This window comes from Gordonia sp. L191, from assembly GCF_030077625.1.
GTDB classification, from domain to species: Bacteria; Actinomycetota; Actinomycetes; order Mycobacteriales; family Mycobacteriaceae; genus Gordonia; species Gordonia polyisoprenivorans_A.
The window spans coordinates 3,516,853-3,532,034 of record NZ_CP125996.1 but is presented as its reverse complement, the minus strand read 5'-3'; the positions used below and the strand labels follow the sequence as shown (position 1 = coordinate 3,532,034).

General features: G+C 66.5%; 16 protein-coding genes. 8 read left to right on the top strand and 8 right to left on the bottom strand.

From position 1 onward, the window contains the following. Positions 1-16: 16 nt before the first annotated feature. Positions 17-319 (bottom strand): hypothetical protein, encoded by a 303-nt coding sequence (locus QNM97_RS15985; protein ID WP_283823223.1) that lies wholly within the window; start codon positions 317-319, stop codon positions 17-19. Between the two features lie 274 nt (positions 320-593). On the opposite strand from QNM97_RS15985, the gene QNM97_RS15980 reads away from it, so the two are divergent. From QNM97_RS15980 to QNM97_RS15970, 3 genes are all read left to right on the top strand, one after another. Beyond that, on the top strand, positions 594-1,367 hold the full coding sequence (locus QNM97_RS15980) for a hypothetical protein (protein ID WP_283819337.1): 774 nt from the start codon (positions 594-596) through the stop codon (positions 1,365-1,367). 124 nt (positions 1,368-1,491) lie between these two features. Continuing rightward, positions 1,492-2,235 carry a DUF4352 domain-containing protein gene (locus tag QNM97_RS15975; protein ID WP_283819336.1) on the top strand — a complete coding sequence of 248 codons (744 nt, stop codon included), beginning with the start codon at positions 1,492-1,494 and terminating at the stop codon, positions 2,233-2,235. Positions 2,236-2,409: 174 nt separating this feature from the next. Continuing rightward, positions 2,410-3,291, top strand: a complete 882-nt coding sequence (locus tag QNM97_RS15970) for a hypothetical protein (RefSeq protein ID WP_283819335.1) — start codon at positions 2,410-2,412, stop codon at positions 3,289-3,291. Positions 3,292-3,315: 24 nt separating this feature from the next. Here QNM97_RS15970 and QNM97_RS15965 read toward each other — a convergent pair whose 3' ends face one another. The 4 genes from QNM97_RS15965 to QNM97_RS15950 all read right to left on the bottom strand — a co-directional run bounded on the left by QNM97_RS15965 (position 3,316) and on the right by QNM97_RS15950 (position 6,201). Then, positions 3,316-4,215 (bottom strand): SGNH/GDSL hydrolase family protein, encoded by a 900-nt coding sequence (locus tag QNM97_RS15965; RefSeq protein WP_283819334.1) that lies wholly within the window; start codon positions 4,213-4,215, stop codon positions 3,316-3,318. A gap of 115 nt (positions 4,216-4,330) precedes the next feature. Next, positions 4,331-4,825 carry a transcription elongation factor GreA gene (greA, locus tag QNM97_RS15960; RefSeq protein ID WP_006372305.1) on the bottom strand — a complete coding sequence of 165 codons (495 nt, stop codon included), beginning with the start codon at positions 4,823-4,825 and terminating at the stop codon, positions 4,331-4,333. Between the two features lie 138 nt (positions 4,826-4,963). After that, positions 4,964-5,716 (bottom strand): queuosine precursor transporter, encoded by a 753-nt coding sequence (locus QNM97_RS15955; protein WP_208795528.1) that lies wholly within the window; start codon positions 5,714-5,716, stop codon positions 4,964-4,966. After that, a complete protein-coding gene (locus tag QNM97_RS15950) occupies positions 5,713-6,201 on the bottom strand; it encodes a DUF4307 domain-containing protein (protein ID WP_283819333.1) in 489 nt (162 codons plus the stop codon). The genes QNM97_RS15955 and QNM97_RS15950 overlap by 4 nt, the downstream gene beginning before the upstream one ends. 162 nt (positions 6,202-6,363) lie before the next feature. Here QNM97_RS15950 and mca point away from each other — a divergent pair, with 162 nt between their 5' ends. Genes mca through QNM97_RS15935 form a run of 3 tightly spaced genes read left to right on the top strand, consistent with a single transcriptional unit; the run spans position 6,364 to position 9,639 of the window. Continuing rightward, on the top strand, positions 6,364-7,230 hold the full coding sequence (gene mca, locus QNM97_RS15945) for a mycothiol conjugate amidase Mca (protein ID WP_283823222.1): 867 nt from the start codon (positions 6,364-6,366) through the stop codon (positions 7,228-7,230). Next, positions 7,227-7,547 (top strand): hypothetical protein, encoded by a 321-nt coding sequence (locus tag QNM97_RS15940; RefSeq protein ID WP_283819332.1) that lies wholly within the window; start codon positions 7,227-7,229, stop codon positions 7,545-7,547. Before mca ends, QNM97_RS15940 begins: the two co-directional genes overlap by 4 nt. 55 nt (positions 7,548-7,602) lie before the next feature. Then, complete coding sequence (locus QNM97_RS15935) at positions 7,603-9,639, top strand: thioredoxin domain-containing protein (protein WP_283819331.1); 2,037 nt, start codon at positions 7,603-7,605, stop codon at positions 9,637-9,639. 27 nt (positions 9,640-9,666) lie between these two features. On the opposite strand, the gene QNM97_RS15930 is transcribed toward QNM97_RS15935, so the two are convergent. Together QNM97_RS15930 and QNM97_RS15925 are read right to left on the bottom strand one after the other, a co-directional pair. Beyond that, positions 9,667-10,524, bottom strand: coding sequence for a patatin-like phospholipase family protein (locus QNM97_RS15930; RefSeq protein ID WP_283819330.1), 858 nt, complete (start codon positions 10,522-10,524; stop codon positions 9,667-9,669). 32 nt (positions 10,525-10,556) lie between these two features. Beyond that, positions 10,557-11,180 (bottom strand): histidine phosphatase family protein, encoded by a 624-nt coding sequence (locus QNM97_RS15925; protein WP_283819329.1) that lies wholly within the window; start codon positions 11,178-11,180, stop codon positions 10,557-10,559. Between the two features lie 184 nt (positions 11,181-11,364). On the opposite strand from QNM97_RS15925, the gene QNM97_RS15920 reads away from it, so the two are divergent. Continuing rightward, entirely contained in the window at positions 11,365-11,766 is a 402-nt protein-coding gene (locus tag QNM97_RS15920; protein ID WP_283819328.1) for a YciI family protein, read from the top strand. Between the two features lie 8 nt (positions 11,767-11,774). Next, the gene (locus QNM97_RS15915) at positions 11,775-13,049 is read left to right on the top strand and encodes an RNA polymerase sigma factor (protein WP_283819327.1); all 1,275 of its coding nucleotides are present in this window, start codon (positions 11,775-11,777) and stop codon (positions 13,047-13,049) included. Here the strand turns inward: QNM97_RS15915 and rocD are convergent, their stop codons facing one another. Further along, complete coding sequence (gene rocD / locus QNM97_RS15910) at positions 13,050-15,164, bottom strand: ornithine--oxo-acid transaminase (RefSeq protein ID WP_283819326.1); 2,115 nt, start codon at positions 15,162-15,164, stop codon at positions 13,050-13,052. Between the last annotated feature and the right edge of the window lie 18 nt (positions 15,165-15,182).

Genomic DNA, 15,182 nt, shown 5'->3' with positions numbered 1-15,182 from the left:
CCACGATATCTGCAGGTCAGGCGGCCGAGGATACCGAGGTCGCCGGAAGGTCGGTGGCGTAGCGGACCACCGCACCGACTGGGCCGAGGCGGCGTTCGACGGTGACGATGGCGCCGGCGAGTTGCTCGGGGTCGTCGACATCGGCGACGAGCGCGACGGTATGGCCGTTGTTGCCGAGCATGTAGGGCACGACGTCGGAGTACGTGCTGCTGACGACGGCCAGCGGTACCCCGGCGTCGAACAGCGTGTCGGCGTAGGTGTGGACGGCCCGATCGTCGGTGAGGACGATCATCGGCACCTCGGGTGCGGGCTTGTGCATTCTCATCGGTCTCTCCGTTCGCAAGTTGTGGTGAACGCGATAAAACCACTGTGAACCCGCAGGTTGTCGGCGGTCTGCGATCAACCTGTGGATCGTCTGTGACCCATCGCACTGGTTGTGGACAGCTTCGCGGTGAATGCCCGAAATGCGCCTAGTCTCCTCGGCCATGGGAAAACGCAAACGCCATCGCAGAGCTCCTCACGCTCCGTCGCACGCGCGGCGCGCCAACCGGTCGTCGTCGCGATCGCTCCAGGCGCGGTGGTCACCCGAACGGATGGTCGTATTCCGCGATGAGCTTTCCGACGCCTATGACCGGATCCTGCGTGACTGCGCTGCGGTGACCGAAGACTTGGAGCCGCGTCTGCGAGCGTTGAACGCCCGTTACCACGAGCTGGCCGGCCTGGGTTGCGAGACCGGTGACGAGGACTACGACTGGCTGCTCGGTGAAGTGCGAGCTCAGTTGTCGATGTATCGCATGGCGGACGAGGTGGCGAATCGCTGCGTCGACGCGAGCGAGGCGCTTTCGGGCCTTGCGCCGATCTGGTTACCGATGTCGGCGCTGACGGTGGCGTCGGCGGTGACCGATGTCGCCGATCAGAACACCTTCGGCTTGGCCGGTCTGCTTCCGAAAGGGCTGATGTTGTTCGCGAGACCCTTCGTCAAGGCCGGCGAGGTCTATGAATGCGACTGTCCGCAGACACCGGACGTCGATGTCGACGCGGTGCTGTGGTGGACGGCCGAACCCGAGGACGACGGGATGGTCGACGACGGTGTCGACGAAGGGGAGGTCGACGAGGTGCTGGAGGTGGTGGCGTTGGCTCGTCGGAGTGGCGCACATTCGCCGCGGCTTGAGAATTGGGCGTCGTCGACCCTGATCGAGGTGACCGGTGTGCGCGTGCCGATCGGAAGCACTTTCGACGTGCCCGATGGGGCGCGACCGTTGATCGAGATGTTGTGTCGAGTCGGAAAGGCGTTGCAGAACAACACCATCGGTCTCGTCGAGATCAACGGGGGACGGATGGTGCAGGTGACTGCGAAGGCCGCATGACGGGCCCGGGACCCATGCGTCATCCGGTCGAATGACAGATTCGTCGGAATTGTCGGACCCTCTCTGTTGAGTGAGTCGGGAGGCGGTACCGACCGGTTACCGAACCAAGTCAAAGGGGATCGACGTGACCACTCCCCAGGATCCGAATGCCCAGAATGCCGGGCCCCAGTATGGAGCACCCCAGTACAGTGCACCCCAATACGGTGCAGCCCAGTACGGGGCACCCCAGTACGGTGTGACCGGTTATGGGGTTCCGCCGCAACCGATTCCGGCGCCTCCCAAGAAGAAGCGCAAGTGGCCGTGGATTCTCGGCGCCATCGTGGTGCTGATCATCATCATCGCTGTGGCGACCAGCGGCGGCTCCGACGACTCGTCTCCGAGTGGGTCGCAGAACGGACCAGCGCAGAACGGAGCAGCGCAGAACGGAGCAGCCCAGAATGCGCCCGCGAACGGCGGCGGGGAGCAGGCGGCCGGGCTCAACACCCCGGTGCGGGACGGCAAATTCGAGTTCGTCGTGACCGGTGTCGAGAAGGGGCTCGCCAGCGTCGGCGACAACCCGTATCTCACCGAGCAGGCACAAGGGCAGTTCGTGGTCGTCACGATGACCGTCAAGAACATCTCCGACAAGGCCTACGGATTCAGCCCGTCGGATCAGAAGCTGCTCGACGCGCAGGGGCGCGAATTCGAGCCGAGCACGAGTGCGCAGATCGCCCTGGGCGGCTCCGATATCCCGGTGTGGGACAACATCAATCCTGGTAACACTGTGACCGCCAAGGTGGTCTTCGACATGCCCAAGGACGCGGTGCCCACCGCCATCGAGCTGCACGACTCGATGTTCTCCGGCGGCGCGAAGGTCACCCTCGGCTGACCTGAGAAAGCCACGACGTACCAGTGTCCGCACCGTCCGCAATGGGCGGTGCGGACACCGGAGGGTGTCGTCACGAGGGAGCTTGCCGCGAATGTGAACCGATGAGTTCATCGTTTTTCGTGCCTGTGGAATTCCGGAGCGGCCTTCGTGCCGAACGGTCTTACGCTGCAACGTATGGGACGACGACACCACACAACCCCGAAGCCTGCGACGCCTACCCCGCGCCGACGCAAGCGTCTCGAGGACCAGCTCGCGCAGGCGAAAGCGACTGATGGTCAGGAGATCTCGCCGTGGGGCCCGGGTTGGGCGCCGACGGTGTACTCCGGTCTCGTGCAGGCCTACCGGACTCTCCTGACCGAATGGCCGTACCACCTCGCACACATCGAGAAGCGCCTCGAACACTATGATCGGGTGCTCGACGCGATGAAGGCCAACGGCCGGCAGGACACCGACGAGTTTCGCGAACTCGACGCCCGATCGTTTGAACACGCCGACATGTATGTGACTGTGCATCGCAGCGTGCTCACCACCGAGGCCGTCAGCGAGGCGGTGGCCGGGGTCGGCCCAGTCTGGGTGCCCGATACCGTGATGACGGAACTGGGTGCGCCCGGAATCGATATGCGCGACACCCGAATCCTCGCTTCACTCGGGCCGAGTGGGTTGTTGCTGTTCGAGCGGCCGCCGGCGCGCATGCATGAGGACCTCGGGCCGGGTACCCCGGTCATGCCGGAGGTGACTGTCGACGGGTTGCTCTGGCATCCCAAGGCGATCGGTGCGTGGGCTGCGCACGCCGACGACATGGCGCCGATGGTGGTTCTGCGCCCGCTCACCCGGAGTACTGCGCTGCAACCACTGCGGGGTATGGGATGGAAATCGTCGATCCTCACCGAGGCGACAGTGATCGATGTTCCGCTCCAGCAGCATCGTTCGGTCGCCGCAAACCTGTCACCGGTCGTCGAACTCGCCATCACACTCGCGCATGCCATGCACGACGGCGCGGTGCGCACCGACGTCGGTGCATCCGGTGCGGGCCTGACCCTGGTGCATGCTGCGTGAGCGGCAATCCGGGTGATGTGGCCCTCAGCGCCTCAGACCCAGCGCACCGGCAGTGATCGAGGCCAACTCCCGCTCGCCCAACGCATTCGGATGGACCGGAACGATTTGCTGGGTGGTCAGGATCGGTTCGATCCAGCGGGTCCCGACCGGCTTGCAACTGTCGTGGCCGACCGACGGGGTGGTGGCGTCGACGAAGGTCACACCGGTCTCGGTGGCTGCGCGTCGAATCGCGTCGTTGAGCGTTGCCTGGATGTCGTAGGTGTAGGCGACATCGCCTGCGGCGACCGGGAACGCGGGACAGGGCTCGTAGGTCGCCGGCATGATCCACGGATAGCTGACCACCGCGATGCGAGCGTGCGGTGCCTTGCTGCGTATCGCTCTCATGGCCTTCGCTAGCTTCGGAAAGGTTTGTGTCCGAATCTCATTCGCGATGGTGTCGCCGTAGGTGTCCTTACACGGTGAGCTGCGGCCCAGGGTGGTCGCGGCGGCTGCGAGGCACTTGCCCACGGTCCCGGCGAAGACCATTCCGTCGTTGCCGCCGATCATGAAGGTGACCAGGTCGGTGCCGGGGCCGAGGGCGTCGAGTTGTGGATGAAGGCCCGGGTATTGCGCCCCGAAGAAATCGTCGGTGGTCGCGCCGCCGCAACTGACGTCGGTGAGGTGATAGCCGAACCGCTGCGCGATGAGGTGCGAGTAGTTGTCCGCCGATTGTGCGCATTGCTCGAGGGTGCCCGGTGCCGTCGGCACGACACCGGAACCGGCCGAATAACTGTCGCCGAGATTCACGTAGGTCAGCGCAGAGGTGGTCGGCGCAGAGGTCGGTCCAGGGGTGGCGAGGGCAGGTCCGGCGCCCATCAACGCTGCCGCGACGACGGCGGATGCGATGAGGCCCCCGACCCTGCGTGCGCATGCATGCAGGTTCACGCCGAATGTTGTAACACGTTCTCGTTCGCCACGTGGCCGGATCAGCGCACCCGGAGACGACGATCGCGGCCGTCCGGTGAGGACGGCCGCGATCGCAGATCTCGGGATGAACCGGTCAGCTGTGGTAGGGCTCGGCCTTGACCAGCGTCACCTTCACCGTCGCCCCGCTGGGGACGGTGTATTCGCGGGTTTCGCCGACCTTCGTGTCGATCAGCGCAGCGCCGAGCGGAGAGCTGGGGGAGTAGGTCTCCAGCTTCCCGCCTTGAGCACCTTCCTCGCGGGTGGCGATCAAGAAGGTCTCGGTGTCGTTCTCGTCGCCGTCGTAGTAGACGGTCACGACCGAACCGGGCAGCGCAACACCCGACTGGGTGGGTGCCTCGCCGACCTTGGCGTTGTTCAGGAGTTCCTGCAGCTGGCGGATACGCGCTTCTTGCTGGCCCTGTTCTTCGCGGGCAGCGTGGTAGCCGCCGTTCTCCTTGAGGTCACCCTCTTCACGACGCTCGTTGATCTCCGCAGCAATGACCGGACGGTTGGCGATCAGGGAATCCAGCTCGCCCTTGAGGCGGTCGTAGGACTCCTGGGTCAGCCAGGTCACCTGGGTGTCGGTCATCGGTCACTCCTTTGTGTTGTCCGCGCCCCGCCGCGATGTCTTCACGACGGGCATGTGGACTGCTCTAAATGCAGCAACACGACCCCTTGCGGAGCCGTGTATCCGACGAGGGTACCAGCGAATGAGATCGAACGCACATCACGACGGTGTCGCGTGTGCCTCCGCAAGAGCCGTCACATAAGTCGGCTCGGCCTTCTTCAACCATGCGCACACCAGATAGGTGATGGGCATGATGATGATCTCGACCAAGGTCTTCCACAAGAATCCGACGATGGTGTAGTTCCAGAAGTCTCCCCAGGTCGAGATGCCCAGCGCCGACGCGGCGACCGAACAGAACACCAGGGTGTCGGCGAATTCGCCGACGACGGTGGAGCCGAGTAGCCGAGCCCACAGTCGCCGTTCTCCGGCGCGTTCCTTCATCTTCACCAGGACAAAGGAGTTGAGGAATTCGCCGGCGAGATATCCGAGTAGTCCGGCCAACAAGAACTGCGGTACCACCCCGGCGACGGCTTTGAATGATTCCTGATTGGAATAGAACGGGGCGGCCGGGAGGTGAATGGTCAGCCAGAAGCATGCGGAGGCGATCAGCAGGACGACGAATCCGGCGAGAATCACCCGCCGCATCGTCTTGAAGCCGTACACCTCGCTGATGACGTCGCCGAGTACGTAGGCAAGCGGGAAGAGATAAAAGGCGCCGTCGGTGACCAGGCCGTTGAGGTGGAACGGGCCGAGATCGAGATGCAACCACTGGTCGAACAGCAGCACACCCTTGGTGCCGGTGATGTTGCTGATGAGCATGACGCCGACGAACAGCGCGGTCAGCATCGGTAGATAGTGGCTCGACACGGTCGCGAAGACCGCGCGGTTGGTACGCGTGTCGGTCGCGGTCATCCGGCCGATCCTGCCGACGGCGGTGCGGTCAGATACGCGGGCACGCTCGTCGAGCAGCCGAACACCTCACCGATCACCGGTGGCTCGGAGGTCTTCACCTCGACCCGGTGTCCTTCTTGTACCTGTCCGGGGCCGATCAGCACCTCGCGGCGTCCGGTCTCCGACCCGTTCTTGGAGCGGGCTCGGATGACACAGGCGACCGGCTGTGACGGATCGGCGCGGTTCACCGTGAACTGCACCGCCACGGTCGACGAGTTGAGAATGTCGTAGCCGGTGGCCTGACCGGAGACATCCGGATCGGCGAACTTGTGATAGCCGATGACCGCGAGGATGACGCCGACGACCACGACGAGCGCCGACAGTGCGATGAACCACATTCGACGACTCGACGCCGACTGCGCGACGGGATAGGTCGCCCGCGGGCCGCTCTGCGGGCGATCCTGCAGGTCGGAGCCCGGTGGCGTGCCCCCGTCTGAACTGTTCACGGGTCAATACCTACCATGAGAGAAGTACCGACCCGAAGGCGAGGAACCGTGCGCGAGACCCACACCGCCGAATCCCACCCGTCGACATCGTCGACCCAGGGGGACGGCGCGTCGACGCCGACCGGGGTTGTCACGACGTCGCCGGGCGGTGGATTCCGATTGATGGCGGTGCATGCCCACCCCGACGACGAATCCAGCAAGGGTGCTGCGACGTCGGCGAAGTACGCCGCGGAGGGCAACGACGTTCTCATCGTGACGCTGACCGGCGGTGAGCGCGGTGACATCCTCAACCCGGCGATGGATCGTCCGGGCGTCAAGGAGCGGATGAGCGAGGTCCGCAAGGAAGAGATGGCCAAGGCCGCCGCGGCGCTCGGTGTGCAGCAACAGTGGCTCGGTTTCGTCGACTCCGGGCTACCCGAGGGCGATCCGCCACCGCCACTGCCGGAGGGGTCGTTCGCCACCCTGCCGCTCGAGGTGCCCACCGAAGCGCTCGTGAAGCTCGTCCGCGAGTTCCGGCCGCACGTGATGATCACCTACGACGAGCGCGGCGGATACCCCCATCCCGACCACATCATGTGCCACAAGGTGTCGGTCGCCGCTTTCGAGTCCGCCGGTGACCCCGATGCCTACCCCGGGACCGGTGAACCGTGGACCGTCTCGAAGCTCTACTACACCCACGGCTTCATCCGGGACCGGATGATCCTGTTCTCCGACGAGTTCGAACGCCATGGGCAGGAGAGCCCGTTCAAGGAGTGGCTGAGCAAGTGGGACTCCAGCCGCGGCGACCTAATGGCGCGGGTGACCACCCAGGTCGAGTGCGGCAAGTACTTTCCTCAACGTGACGAGGCGTTGCGTGCGCACGCCACCCAGATCGACCCGAACGGGATGTTCTTCGCGGTCCCGCTCGAGTGGCAGCAGCGTCTGTGGCCGACCGAGGAGTTCGAGCTGGCGCAGACCCGTGTGACCACCTCGATTCCCGAGAGCGATCTGTTCGCCGGGGTCGAGGCGAACAGCGAGGTATCCCGATGACGTCCGTTTCGATCGCCGCCGGGCTGCACGGTGTGCTGCTGGCCGCCGACCAGCAGCCACAGGGCCCGGAGTTCGGCAAGGCTTCTCCGCTGGGTCTGCTGATCATCATCCTGCTGCTGATCTGCACGGCCCTGCTCATCTGGTCGATGAACCGGCAACTGCGCAAGCTGCCCAAGACCTTCGACACCGAGCACCCCGAAGCCGATCAGGCCTTCGACGAGGGCACCGATTCGGTGGGCCCCACGACCCCGCAGTCGCTGGGCGATGTGAACGCCATCGGTGACGCGGGTACGGCGAAGAAGCCGGCCGACACCTGATCCGGCGGCGGCAGGTGGATCGTCGGACACCCGAGCACCGGATGCGAGGACACCGATGACCAGTGAGTCCAGCGCTACGCGCAATGAACTCGGGGCGGCGACCAGCCCCTATCTGCGTCAGCACGCCGACAACCCGGTGCACTGGCGCGAGTGGGGTGACGACGCGCTCGTCGAGGCTGCCCGCCGGGACGTCCCGGTCCTGCTGTCGGTCGGGTACGCCGCCTGCCACTGGTGTCACGTGATGGCGCACGAATCGTTCGAGGACGAGGCGACCGCCGCACAGATGAATGCCGGTTTCGTGTGTATCAAGGTCGACCGTGAAGAGCGGCCCGACATCGACGCGATCTACATGAACGCCACCGTCGCCATGACCGGGCAGGGTGGTTGGCCGATGACCTGCTTTCTCACGCCCGGCGGGGAGCCGTTCTACTGCGGCACCTACTTTCCGGACTCGCCGCGCAACGGCATGCCGTCGTTCCGGCAACTCCTCACCGCCATCACCGAGGCGTGGACACAGCGGCGCGACGAGGTCTCCGGAGTCGGTCGCAAGGTCCGAGATCATCTGCACGCCAACGCCTCGGCGTTACCGGCCGGGGCACTCGACGTCGATGATCGGCTCCTTACGCACGCAGTGAACACCGTACTCGGCGAGGAGGACCGGGAGTCCGGCGGATTCGGCGGAGCGCCGAAGTTCCCGCCGTCGGCGCTGCTCGAAGCGTTGCTGCGGCACACCGAATACACAGGAACGCCCGAGGCTCTCGACGCGGTTCGCCGCACGTGTGATGCCATGGCGCGCGGCGGTATTCACGATCAGCTCGCCGGCGGGTTCGCCCGATACGCGGTCGACAACGACTGGGTTGTGCCGCATTTCGAGAAGATGCTGTACGACAACGCGCAGTTGTTGCGGGTGTACGCGCATCTGGCGCGGATCACCGGCGATCCTCTGGCCACCCGCGTCACCGGTGAGATCGTGGAGTTCCTCCGACGGGACCTGCGGGTGCCCGGGGGCTTCGCGTCCGCGCTCGACGCCGATGCCGCAGGCGTCGAAGGATCGACCTACGTGTGGACGCCGGCGCAATTGACCGAGGTGCTCGGCGACCCGGACGGCCGTTGGGCCGCAGAACTTTTCGGTGTGACCGAGTCGGGGACCTTCGAGCACGGTACGTCGACCCTGCAGTTCCGGCTCGACCCCGACGGATTCGACACCTCAGCCGTCCGAGAGCGATTCGACGACGTGCGCCGACGGCTGCTGGCCGCGCGCGCCGATCGGCCCCAGCCGGCCCGCGACGACAAAGTGGTCACCGGCTGGAACGCGATCGCCGTCACCGCCCTTGCGGAGGCCGGCACGGGGCTCGGTCATCCGGAATGGATCGACCTCGCACGCGAGGTTGCCGTGACGCTGCTCGCCGAGCACGTCCGAGACGGTCGACTGCGCCGGGCCTCGCTCGGTGGCGTCGTCGGCGATCCTGTTGCCGCACTGGATGATCACGCAGCGCTGGTCACCGCGCTGCTGACCCTGCATCAGGTGACCGGGGAGATCTCCCATCGGGATCACGCCCTGGAACTCTTGGACATCACGATCGAGATCTTCGCCGACCCCGACGAGCCGGGAAGCTGGTACGACGCGGCGGGTACCGACCTGATCGCACGACCCCGCGACCCGATCGACGGGGCCACTCCCGCAGGTGCCTCACTGCTGGCCGAGGCCCTGCTCGCCGCGTCGGCTCTGGCCGGCACCGTTCCCGCCGCGCGCTATGCGGAGCTCCTCGACGCCACCCTCGGCCGCGGAGCAGTGCTGTTGGCCAAACTTCCGCGCTCGGCCGGCCAGTGGCTTGCGGTGACACAGGCGCGCGTCGCCGGGCCACTGCAGATCGCCGTGTCCCAGACGCCGGGCAGTACCGGGGCACTCGCCGGCCTCGCGCGGACGGTCGCGCCCGGCGGATCGATCATCGTTGCCGGTCAACGGGATTCGCTGCCGTTACTGGAAGACCGCGGGCCCGTCGGGAATGTCGATGCCGCCTATGTGTGCAGAGGTACGGTGTGTGATCTCCCGGTCACCGACGGGCAGGTGCTGCGCGCTGCGTTGGGGTGATCGGGCTGCGAGGTGCGAGTCGCATCATCACATCGCCGCCGACCACTCCGACGACGTGAGCGCGAGGACGCCGTCGTCGTAGCCGAGAACCGCTGCCACACCACGGATGTCGGGATCAAGGGGGTTGGTTCCGAAACCGGCTGCCGAACGTTGCGACGGGGTGATCACGCGCGCTGCGGCCAGGACGGTCGCGACCTGCGGGGCGACGGTATCGGGATCGTCGAGCATCGGCGCGATGACGATGACCTCGTCGAATCCGGCGGCCAGGTGGGCGTTGGTGGGTGAGAACGATCCGCCGTCGATGTATTCGGCGCCGCCGATGGTGACGGTCGGCCAGATGCCCGGTACGGCGCAACTCGCGGTCACCGCATCGGTCAGGTCGACGCCCGCGACGGATCGTGCTCCGTCGGGCGCCGCGCGCTCCTTCGCGGTGAAGACCATGACAGCTCCATCTTCGCGCAGTGCAGTGATCTGGAGGTTCTCCGGCCACATCTCGGAGGTGTAGCGACTGCGGACCGCGGCCCGACGGCGGCCCGGCTCCGTGCCGGCGTGAGTGTGTGACAGTTCGACGAAACGTCGGGCCCGCTCGGCGCGCGGTGCGCCGGACGACGCCACCTCGAAGAATGCCTCGAGCGCCGAGGCGACGTCGCCCTCGGGTGCCAGTTCGTCATTGCGTCGAGAAGCGCGCACCATGATGTCGAATTGGTCGGCAGCTGAACCTGATTGAAGAATGGCGGTACCGACAGCCGATCCCGCGGACGTACCGATCACTGCTGCGGCGTCTCCGAGGACCAGCGCACCGGCCTCCTCCAATGCCGCGAGTACGCCGGTCATCCAGCCGATGCCGACCAGACCGCCACCGCCGAGCACGATTGCTGTCGCCATCAGCGGCCACCTCTCGGATCCATCCGGGCTTGTCAGATTGATGTGGGCTTGGCCCATTCGCCCACGGGCCCACGCAATTCGGACAGTCGGCGATCGCCACCCGCCTCGGCGAGCAGGGCCGAACCCGCGGGCCGCAGGTCGATGTCGGCGCCTTGGCCGATGGGCCATCGCAGGAATCGGCAGATGAACGACCGCGAGAAGTGCCCGTGCGACACCACCACCACATCGCTTGAGCCAAGCTGACTTTCGACTCGATCGACGGCGGCGTCGACTCGTCTGGTCATGTCCGCGACCGATTCGCCACCGGGTGCGCCGTGGGTCCAGATCGCCCACGTCGGATCGTGATCTGCCTGGATCTGCACGCGGGTCAACCCCTCGTAGTCGCCGTAGTCCCACTCTGCGAACAGCTCGCTGGTCTCATCGACGGTGAGGCCGGCGAGTTCGGCGGTCCGCTGGGCGCGGCGTCGGGGAGAGGCGAACACGAACGGCTGGTGCAGGCCGATGCGCTCGGTGATGCCCTTCAGTGCCGCGGCATCCTGCTCACCTTTCGCGGTCAGGTCGATGTCGGTGCGACCGGTGTGCTGATCGGACAGCGACCATTCGGTCTGTCCATGGCGGATGAGCAGGACACGGCGGCGGGTGCGATCGGTGGACACGCGACTCAGCGTAGTCGTCACCTGCCGGTGCCCGACGTCATCGACAAGAGCCGCAGGAGATTTCTTTTTCGGCGAGTTGTCGAAGTGCGCGTTCCATTTCGTCAAAGGGGGGTGATCGCGCCGCTCGGATGCGATCATGGATCCGGCGAACGGCGTCGGATCGCACCCGATGAGAGGACCCGACATGCAGTATCTTCTGGCGATCACCACCGACGAGAGTGTTCCGCGCCCCGCACCCGGCGACCCCGGCTTCGACGAGATGCAGCAGGCGTTCGCGAGTTACGGGCGAGCGCTGGCCGCGGCCGGCGTGCTGTGCGACGGGGGCAGTCTGCAGCCCAGCACGTCGGCGACGACGCTGCGTCTGACCTTGGGGGAGAAGCCCACGGTGACCGATGGCCCGTTCACCGAGTCCAAGGAACAGCTTGCTGGGTACTACCGGATCGAGGTCGACGACCTCGACGCGGCGCTGGAGTGGGCCGCCAGGATTCCGGTCCCGTTCGGCGTCGTCGAGATCCGCCCGATCCAGCTGGTCCCGGGCCCCGACGGAACCCCCACCCCGGTCGGCGACGCTGTGACCACGGGATAGCCACTGTCGTGACCGACGATCCGGTCGGGGTCGCGGTGACCCGCGTGGCGCGCGAGGAGAGCGGGCGTCTGCTCGCTCTCCTCGCCGCCCGGTATGACGACGTCGACCTCGCCGACGACTGCGTCCAGGAGGCGTTGCTCAAGGCGTTCGGGGCGTGGCGCCGCACCGGGATTCCCGACAATCCGACGGGATGGATTCACACCGTGGCCCGCAATGCGATGGTCGACGCGCTGCGCAGGCGTGCCGCCGATCGGCGGCGGCTGGCGTCGGCGGCGCGAGATCTCGTGGCCGCGGACGAGATCGGCCCCTCGAGCCCGGAGCCGATTATCGACGAGATCACCGACGAGGCCACCGTTTCCGACGAGCGGCTTCGCCTCATGTTCCTGTGTTGCCATCCCGCGCTGGACCTCTCGGCACAGATGGCGTTGACGCTGCGGCTGGTCGGCGGATTGACCACGGCCGAGATCGCCACGGCCTTCGGTGTCACCGAAGCGACTCTGGCGCAACGTATCGTGCGGGCCAAACGCAAGATCCGCCAGGCCCGCATACCGCTGCGGGTACCCACCGATCTCGACGACCGGGTCGCCGCGCTCCTCGGGGTTCTCTATCTGATCTTCAACGAGGGCTATCTCGCCTCCGCGGTCGACGCCCCGACGTTGATTCGCGTCGACCTCGCCGCGGAGGCGATACGGCTGACCGAGACGTTGGCGATGCTCCTGCCCGACGACGGAGAAGTCGCCGGGCTGCTCGCACTCGAGTTGTTCCAGCATTCCCGAGCGGCAGCACGTATCGACGACGACGGCCGTCTCGTCACCCTGGACCACCAGGACCGGACCCGCTGGGACACCGAGATGATCGTCCGGGCGCACCACCATCTCCGGAAGGCGGTGTCGCGCCCGGGCGTGGGGCCCTACCGCCTGCAGGCGCTGATCGCCGGCATCCATGCACGAGCCGCAGGCAGCGCCGACACCGACTGGGGTGTCATCGTCGAGATCTACCGGATACTCGAACGGTTGACCCCCGGCCGGTTCGTCGCGTTGAACAGTGCGATAGCTCTCGCGATGCACGAGGGGCCGGAGGCCGGACTGGCCGCCCTCGATCGTATCGACGGGCTCGATATGCATCATCTGTGGCATGCGGCCCGCGCCGAACTGCTCGACCAGCTCGATCGTCGCGATGACGCCGCCGAATCCTTCTCTCGGGCACTGGAGTTCGTACGAAACCCGGCAGAGCGACGGCACCTGGAGCGGCGACTGGGGCAGGTGCGGGGGCCCGAACGGTGATCAACCGCGCAGTGCGAGGGCGAATCGTTCGATCATCCAGTCGATCTCGTCGTGGGTGATCACCAGCGGCGGCGCGAACCGGATCGTCGAGGAGTGGGTGTCCTTGGCGAGCACACCCCACTGCGCCAGTCGTAGACAGATCTCCTTGCCGGTACCGAGCTGCGGGTCGATGTCGAGGCCCGCCCACAAACCCTTGCCGCGCACGGCGAGGACACCGTGGCCCACGAAGTCGCGCAGCCGTGCGTGTAGGTGCCCACCGAGGTCGGCGGCGCGCGCCTGCCAGGTCCCGTCGGCGAGCATGCGCACCACGGTGTGACCGACCGCTGCCGCCAACGGGTTTCCGCCGAAGGTCGACCCGTGCTCACCGGGATGCAGAACCCCGAGGACGTCGGCGTCGGCGACGACCGCCGAGACCGGGAGTACGCCGCCACCGAGCGCTTTGCCCAGGGTGTAGACGTCGGGGACGACGTCCCAGTGTTGACATGCGAAGGTCTTCCCGGTGCGGCCGAGCCCGGATTGGATCTCGTCGGCGATCATCAGGACGTCGTGATCGGTGCACAGCCGGCGCACGGCGGGCAGGTGGTCGTCGGGCGGCACGATGATGCCGGCCTCGCCCTGGATCGGCTCGATGAGCACGGCGACGGTCCGGTCGGTGATCGCCGCCGCCATCGCGTCCACATCGCCGAACGGGACCCGCACGAAACCCGGTGTGTACGGACCGAATCCGTCGCGTGCGGCGTCGTCGTCGCTGAAGCTGATGATGCTGATGGTTCGCCCGTGGAAGTTGCCGCCGGCGACGATGATCTCGGCGGCACCCGCAGGAACCCCCTTGACGTCGTAGCCCCACTTGCGGGCCACCTTCAGCGCGGACTCGACCGCCTCGGCGCCGGTGTTCATCGGCAGCACGAGGTCCTTCTCGCACAGGGCCGCCAGTGCTGCGCAGAACGGTTCGAGTCGATCGGACCCGAAGGCACGGCTGGTCAGTGTCAGACGATGGAGTTGTTCGGTTGCCGCCGCGACGATCTCGGGATTGCGGTGGCCGAAGTTCACTGCCGAGTAGGCGCCGAGACAGTCGAGATACCGGTACCCGTCGACGTCGGTGATCCACGCACCCTCGGCGGTGGCCGCGACCACCGGCAGCGGTGAGTAGTTGTGCGCCACATGAGGTTCGGGAGAAGATTCGAGGTGTCGGGGTATCCCGATGGTGTTCGGTCCGGACATGGGTGCCTCCGATGTGGATTGCCCGGCGTCGACGGTCGGGCGCAATTCCAGCGTGCAACATTTGATGCCGCCGCCTCCCTTGAGGAGTTCGGACAGATCGAGGGTGATCGGTTCGAATCCGGCGCGACGGATCTGCGACTCCAGATGTGGTGCGGCGTCGGTCATCACGACATGACGGCCGTCGGAGACCAGGTTCAGCCCGAGGGCTTCGGCGTCGGCATCGGTGGCGATGATGGCATCGGGATGGAGTTCGGCGAGCAGGCGGCGAGAGGCCGCCGAGAAGGCCGGCGGGTAATAGGCGATGGTGTGCTCGTCGAGTACGCCCAGGGCGGTGTCGAGGTGGTAGAAGCGCGGGTCGACGAGGTCGAGGGTGATCACCGGCAGACCGGTCAGTGCCGCGACCTCGGCATGGGTGTCGGGGTGGGTGCGGAAGCCGGTGCCGGCGAGGATGCGGTCGCCGACGACGAGGAAGTCGCCCTCGCCCTCCTGGACTCCGGTGGTCTGGTGGACCTGATGGATTCCCGCGGTGCGGAACCACTGCGCGTAATGCCCGGCCTCGGCCGCCCGTTCGGGGAAGGTGAAGCGGGCCGCGATCGCTGCGCCGTCGACGACCAGGCCGCCGTTGGCGGCGTACACCATGTCCGGCAGACCCGGTTGCGCATCGACCGTGTAGACGGTGTGGCCGAGGGTTTCGTAGGTGCGGCGCAGGCATTCCCACTGCGCCATCGCGCGGTCGGTATCGACACCGACCGACGGATCCATCCATGGATTGATCGCGTAGGTGACGGTGAAATGGGTCGGCGGGGTCATCGCATAGGAGCGTGTGCGCGCCACTCTCGTGGGGCTTCCGGCGGTGGCCGGGCACACAGAGACATCGGGGGTCGTCAGCGTCATGAATCGAGCGTAAGCTCC

Bases quoted from the DNA above. Each gene is read 5' to 3' on its own strand.
- QNM97_RS15985 (WP_283823223.1), bottom strand. From the start codon at position 319: ATGCACAAGCCCGCACCCGAGGTGCCGATGATCGTCCTCACCGACGAT.
- QNM97_RS15955 (WP_208795528.1), bottom strand. From the start codon at position 5,716: ATGACCGCGACCGACACGCGTACCAACCGCGCGGTCTTCGCGACCGTG.
- QNM97_RS15920 (WP_283819328.1), top strand. From the start codon at position 11,365: ATGCAGTATCTTCTGGCGATCACCACCGACGAGAGTGTTCCGCGCCCC.
- greA (WP_006372305.1), bottom strand. From the start codon at position 4,825: ATGACCGACACCCAGGTGACCTGGCTGACCCAGGAGTCCTACGACCGC.
- QNM97_RS15940 (WP_283819332.1), top strand. From the start codon at position 7,227: ATGACGTCCGTTTCGATCGCCGCCGGGCTGCACGGTGTGCTGCTGGCC.
- mca (WP_283823222.1), top strand. From the start codon at position 6,364: ATGGCGGTGCATGCCCACCCCGACGACGAATCCAGCAAGGGTGCTGCG.
- rocD (WP_283819326.1), bottom strand. From the start codon at position 15,164: ATGACGCTGACGACCCCCGATGTCTCTGTGTGCCCGGCCACCGCCGGA.
- QNM97_RS15980 (WP_283819337.1), top strand. From the start codon at position 594: ATGGTCGTATTCCGCGATGAGCTTTCCGACGCCTATGACCGGATCCTG.
- QNM97_RS15935 (WP_283819331.1), top strand. From the start codon at position 7,603: ATGACCAGTGAGTCCAGCGCTACGCGCAATGAACTCGGGGCGGCGACC.
- QNM97_RS15930 (WP_283819330.1), bottom strand. From the start codon at position 10,524: ATGGCGACAGCAATCGTGCTCGGCGGTGGCGGTCTGGTCGGCATCGGC.
- QNM97_RS15970 (WP_283819335.1), top strand. From the start codon at position 2,410: ATGGGACGACGACACCACACAACCCCGAAGCCTGCGACGCCTACCCCG.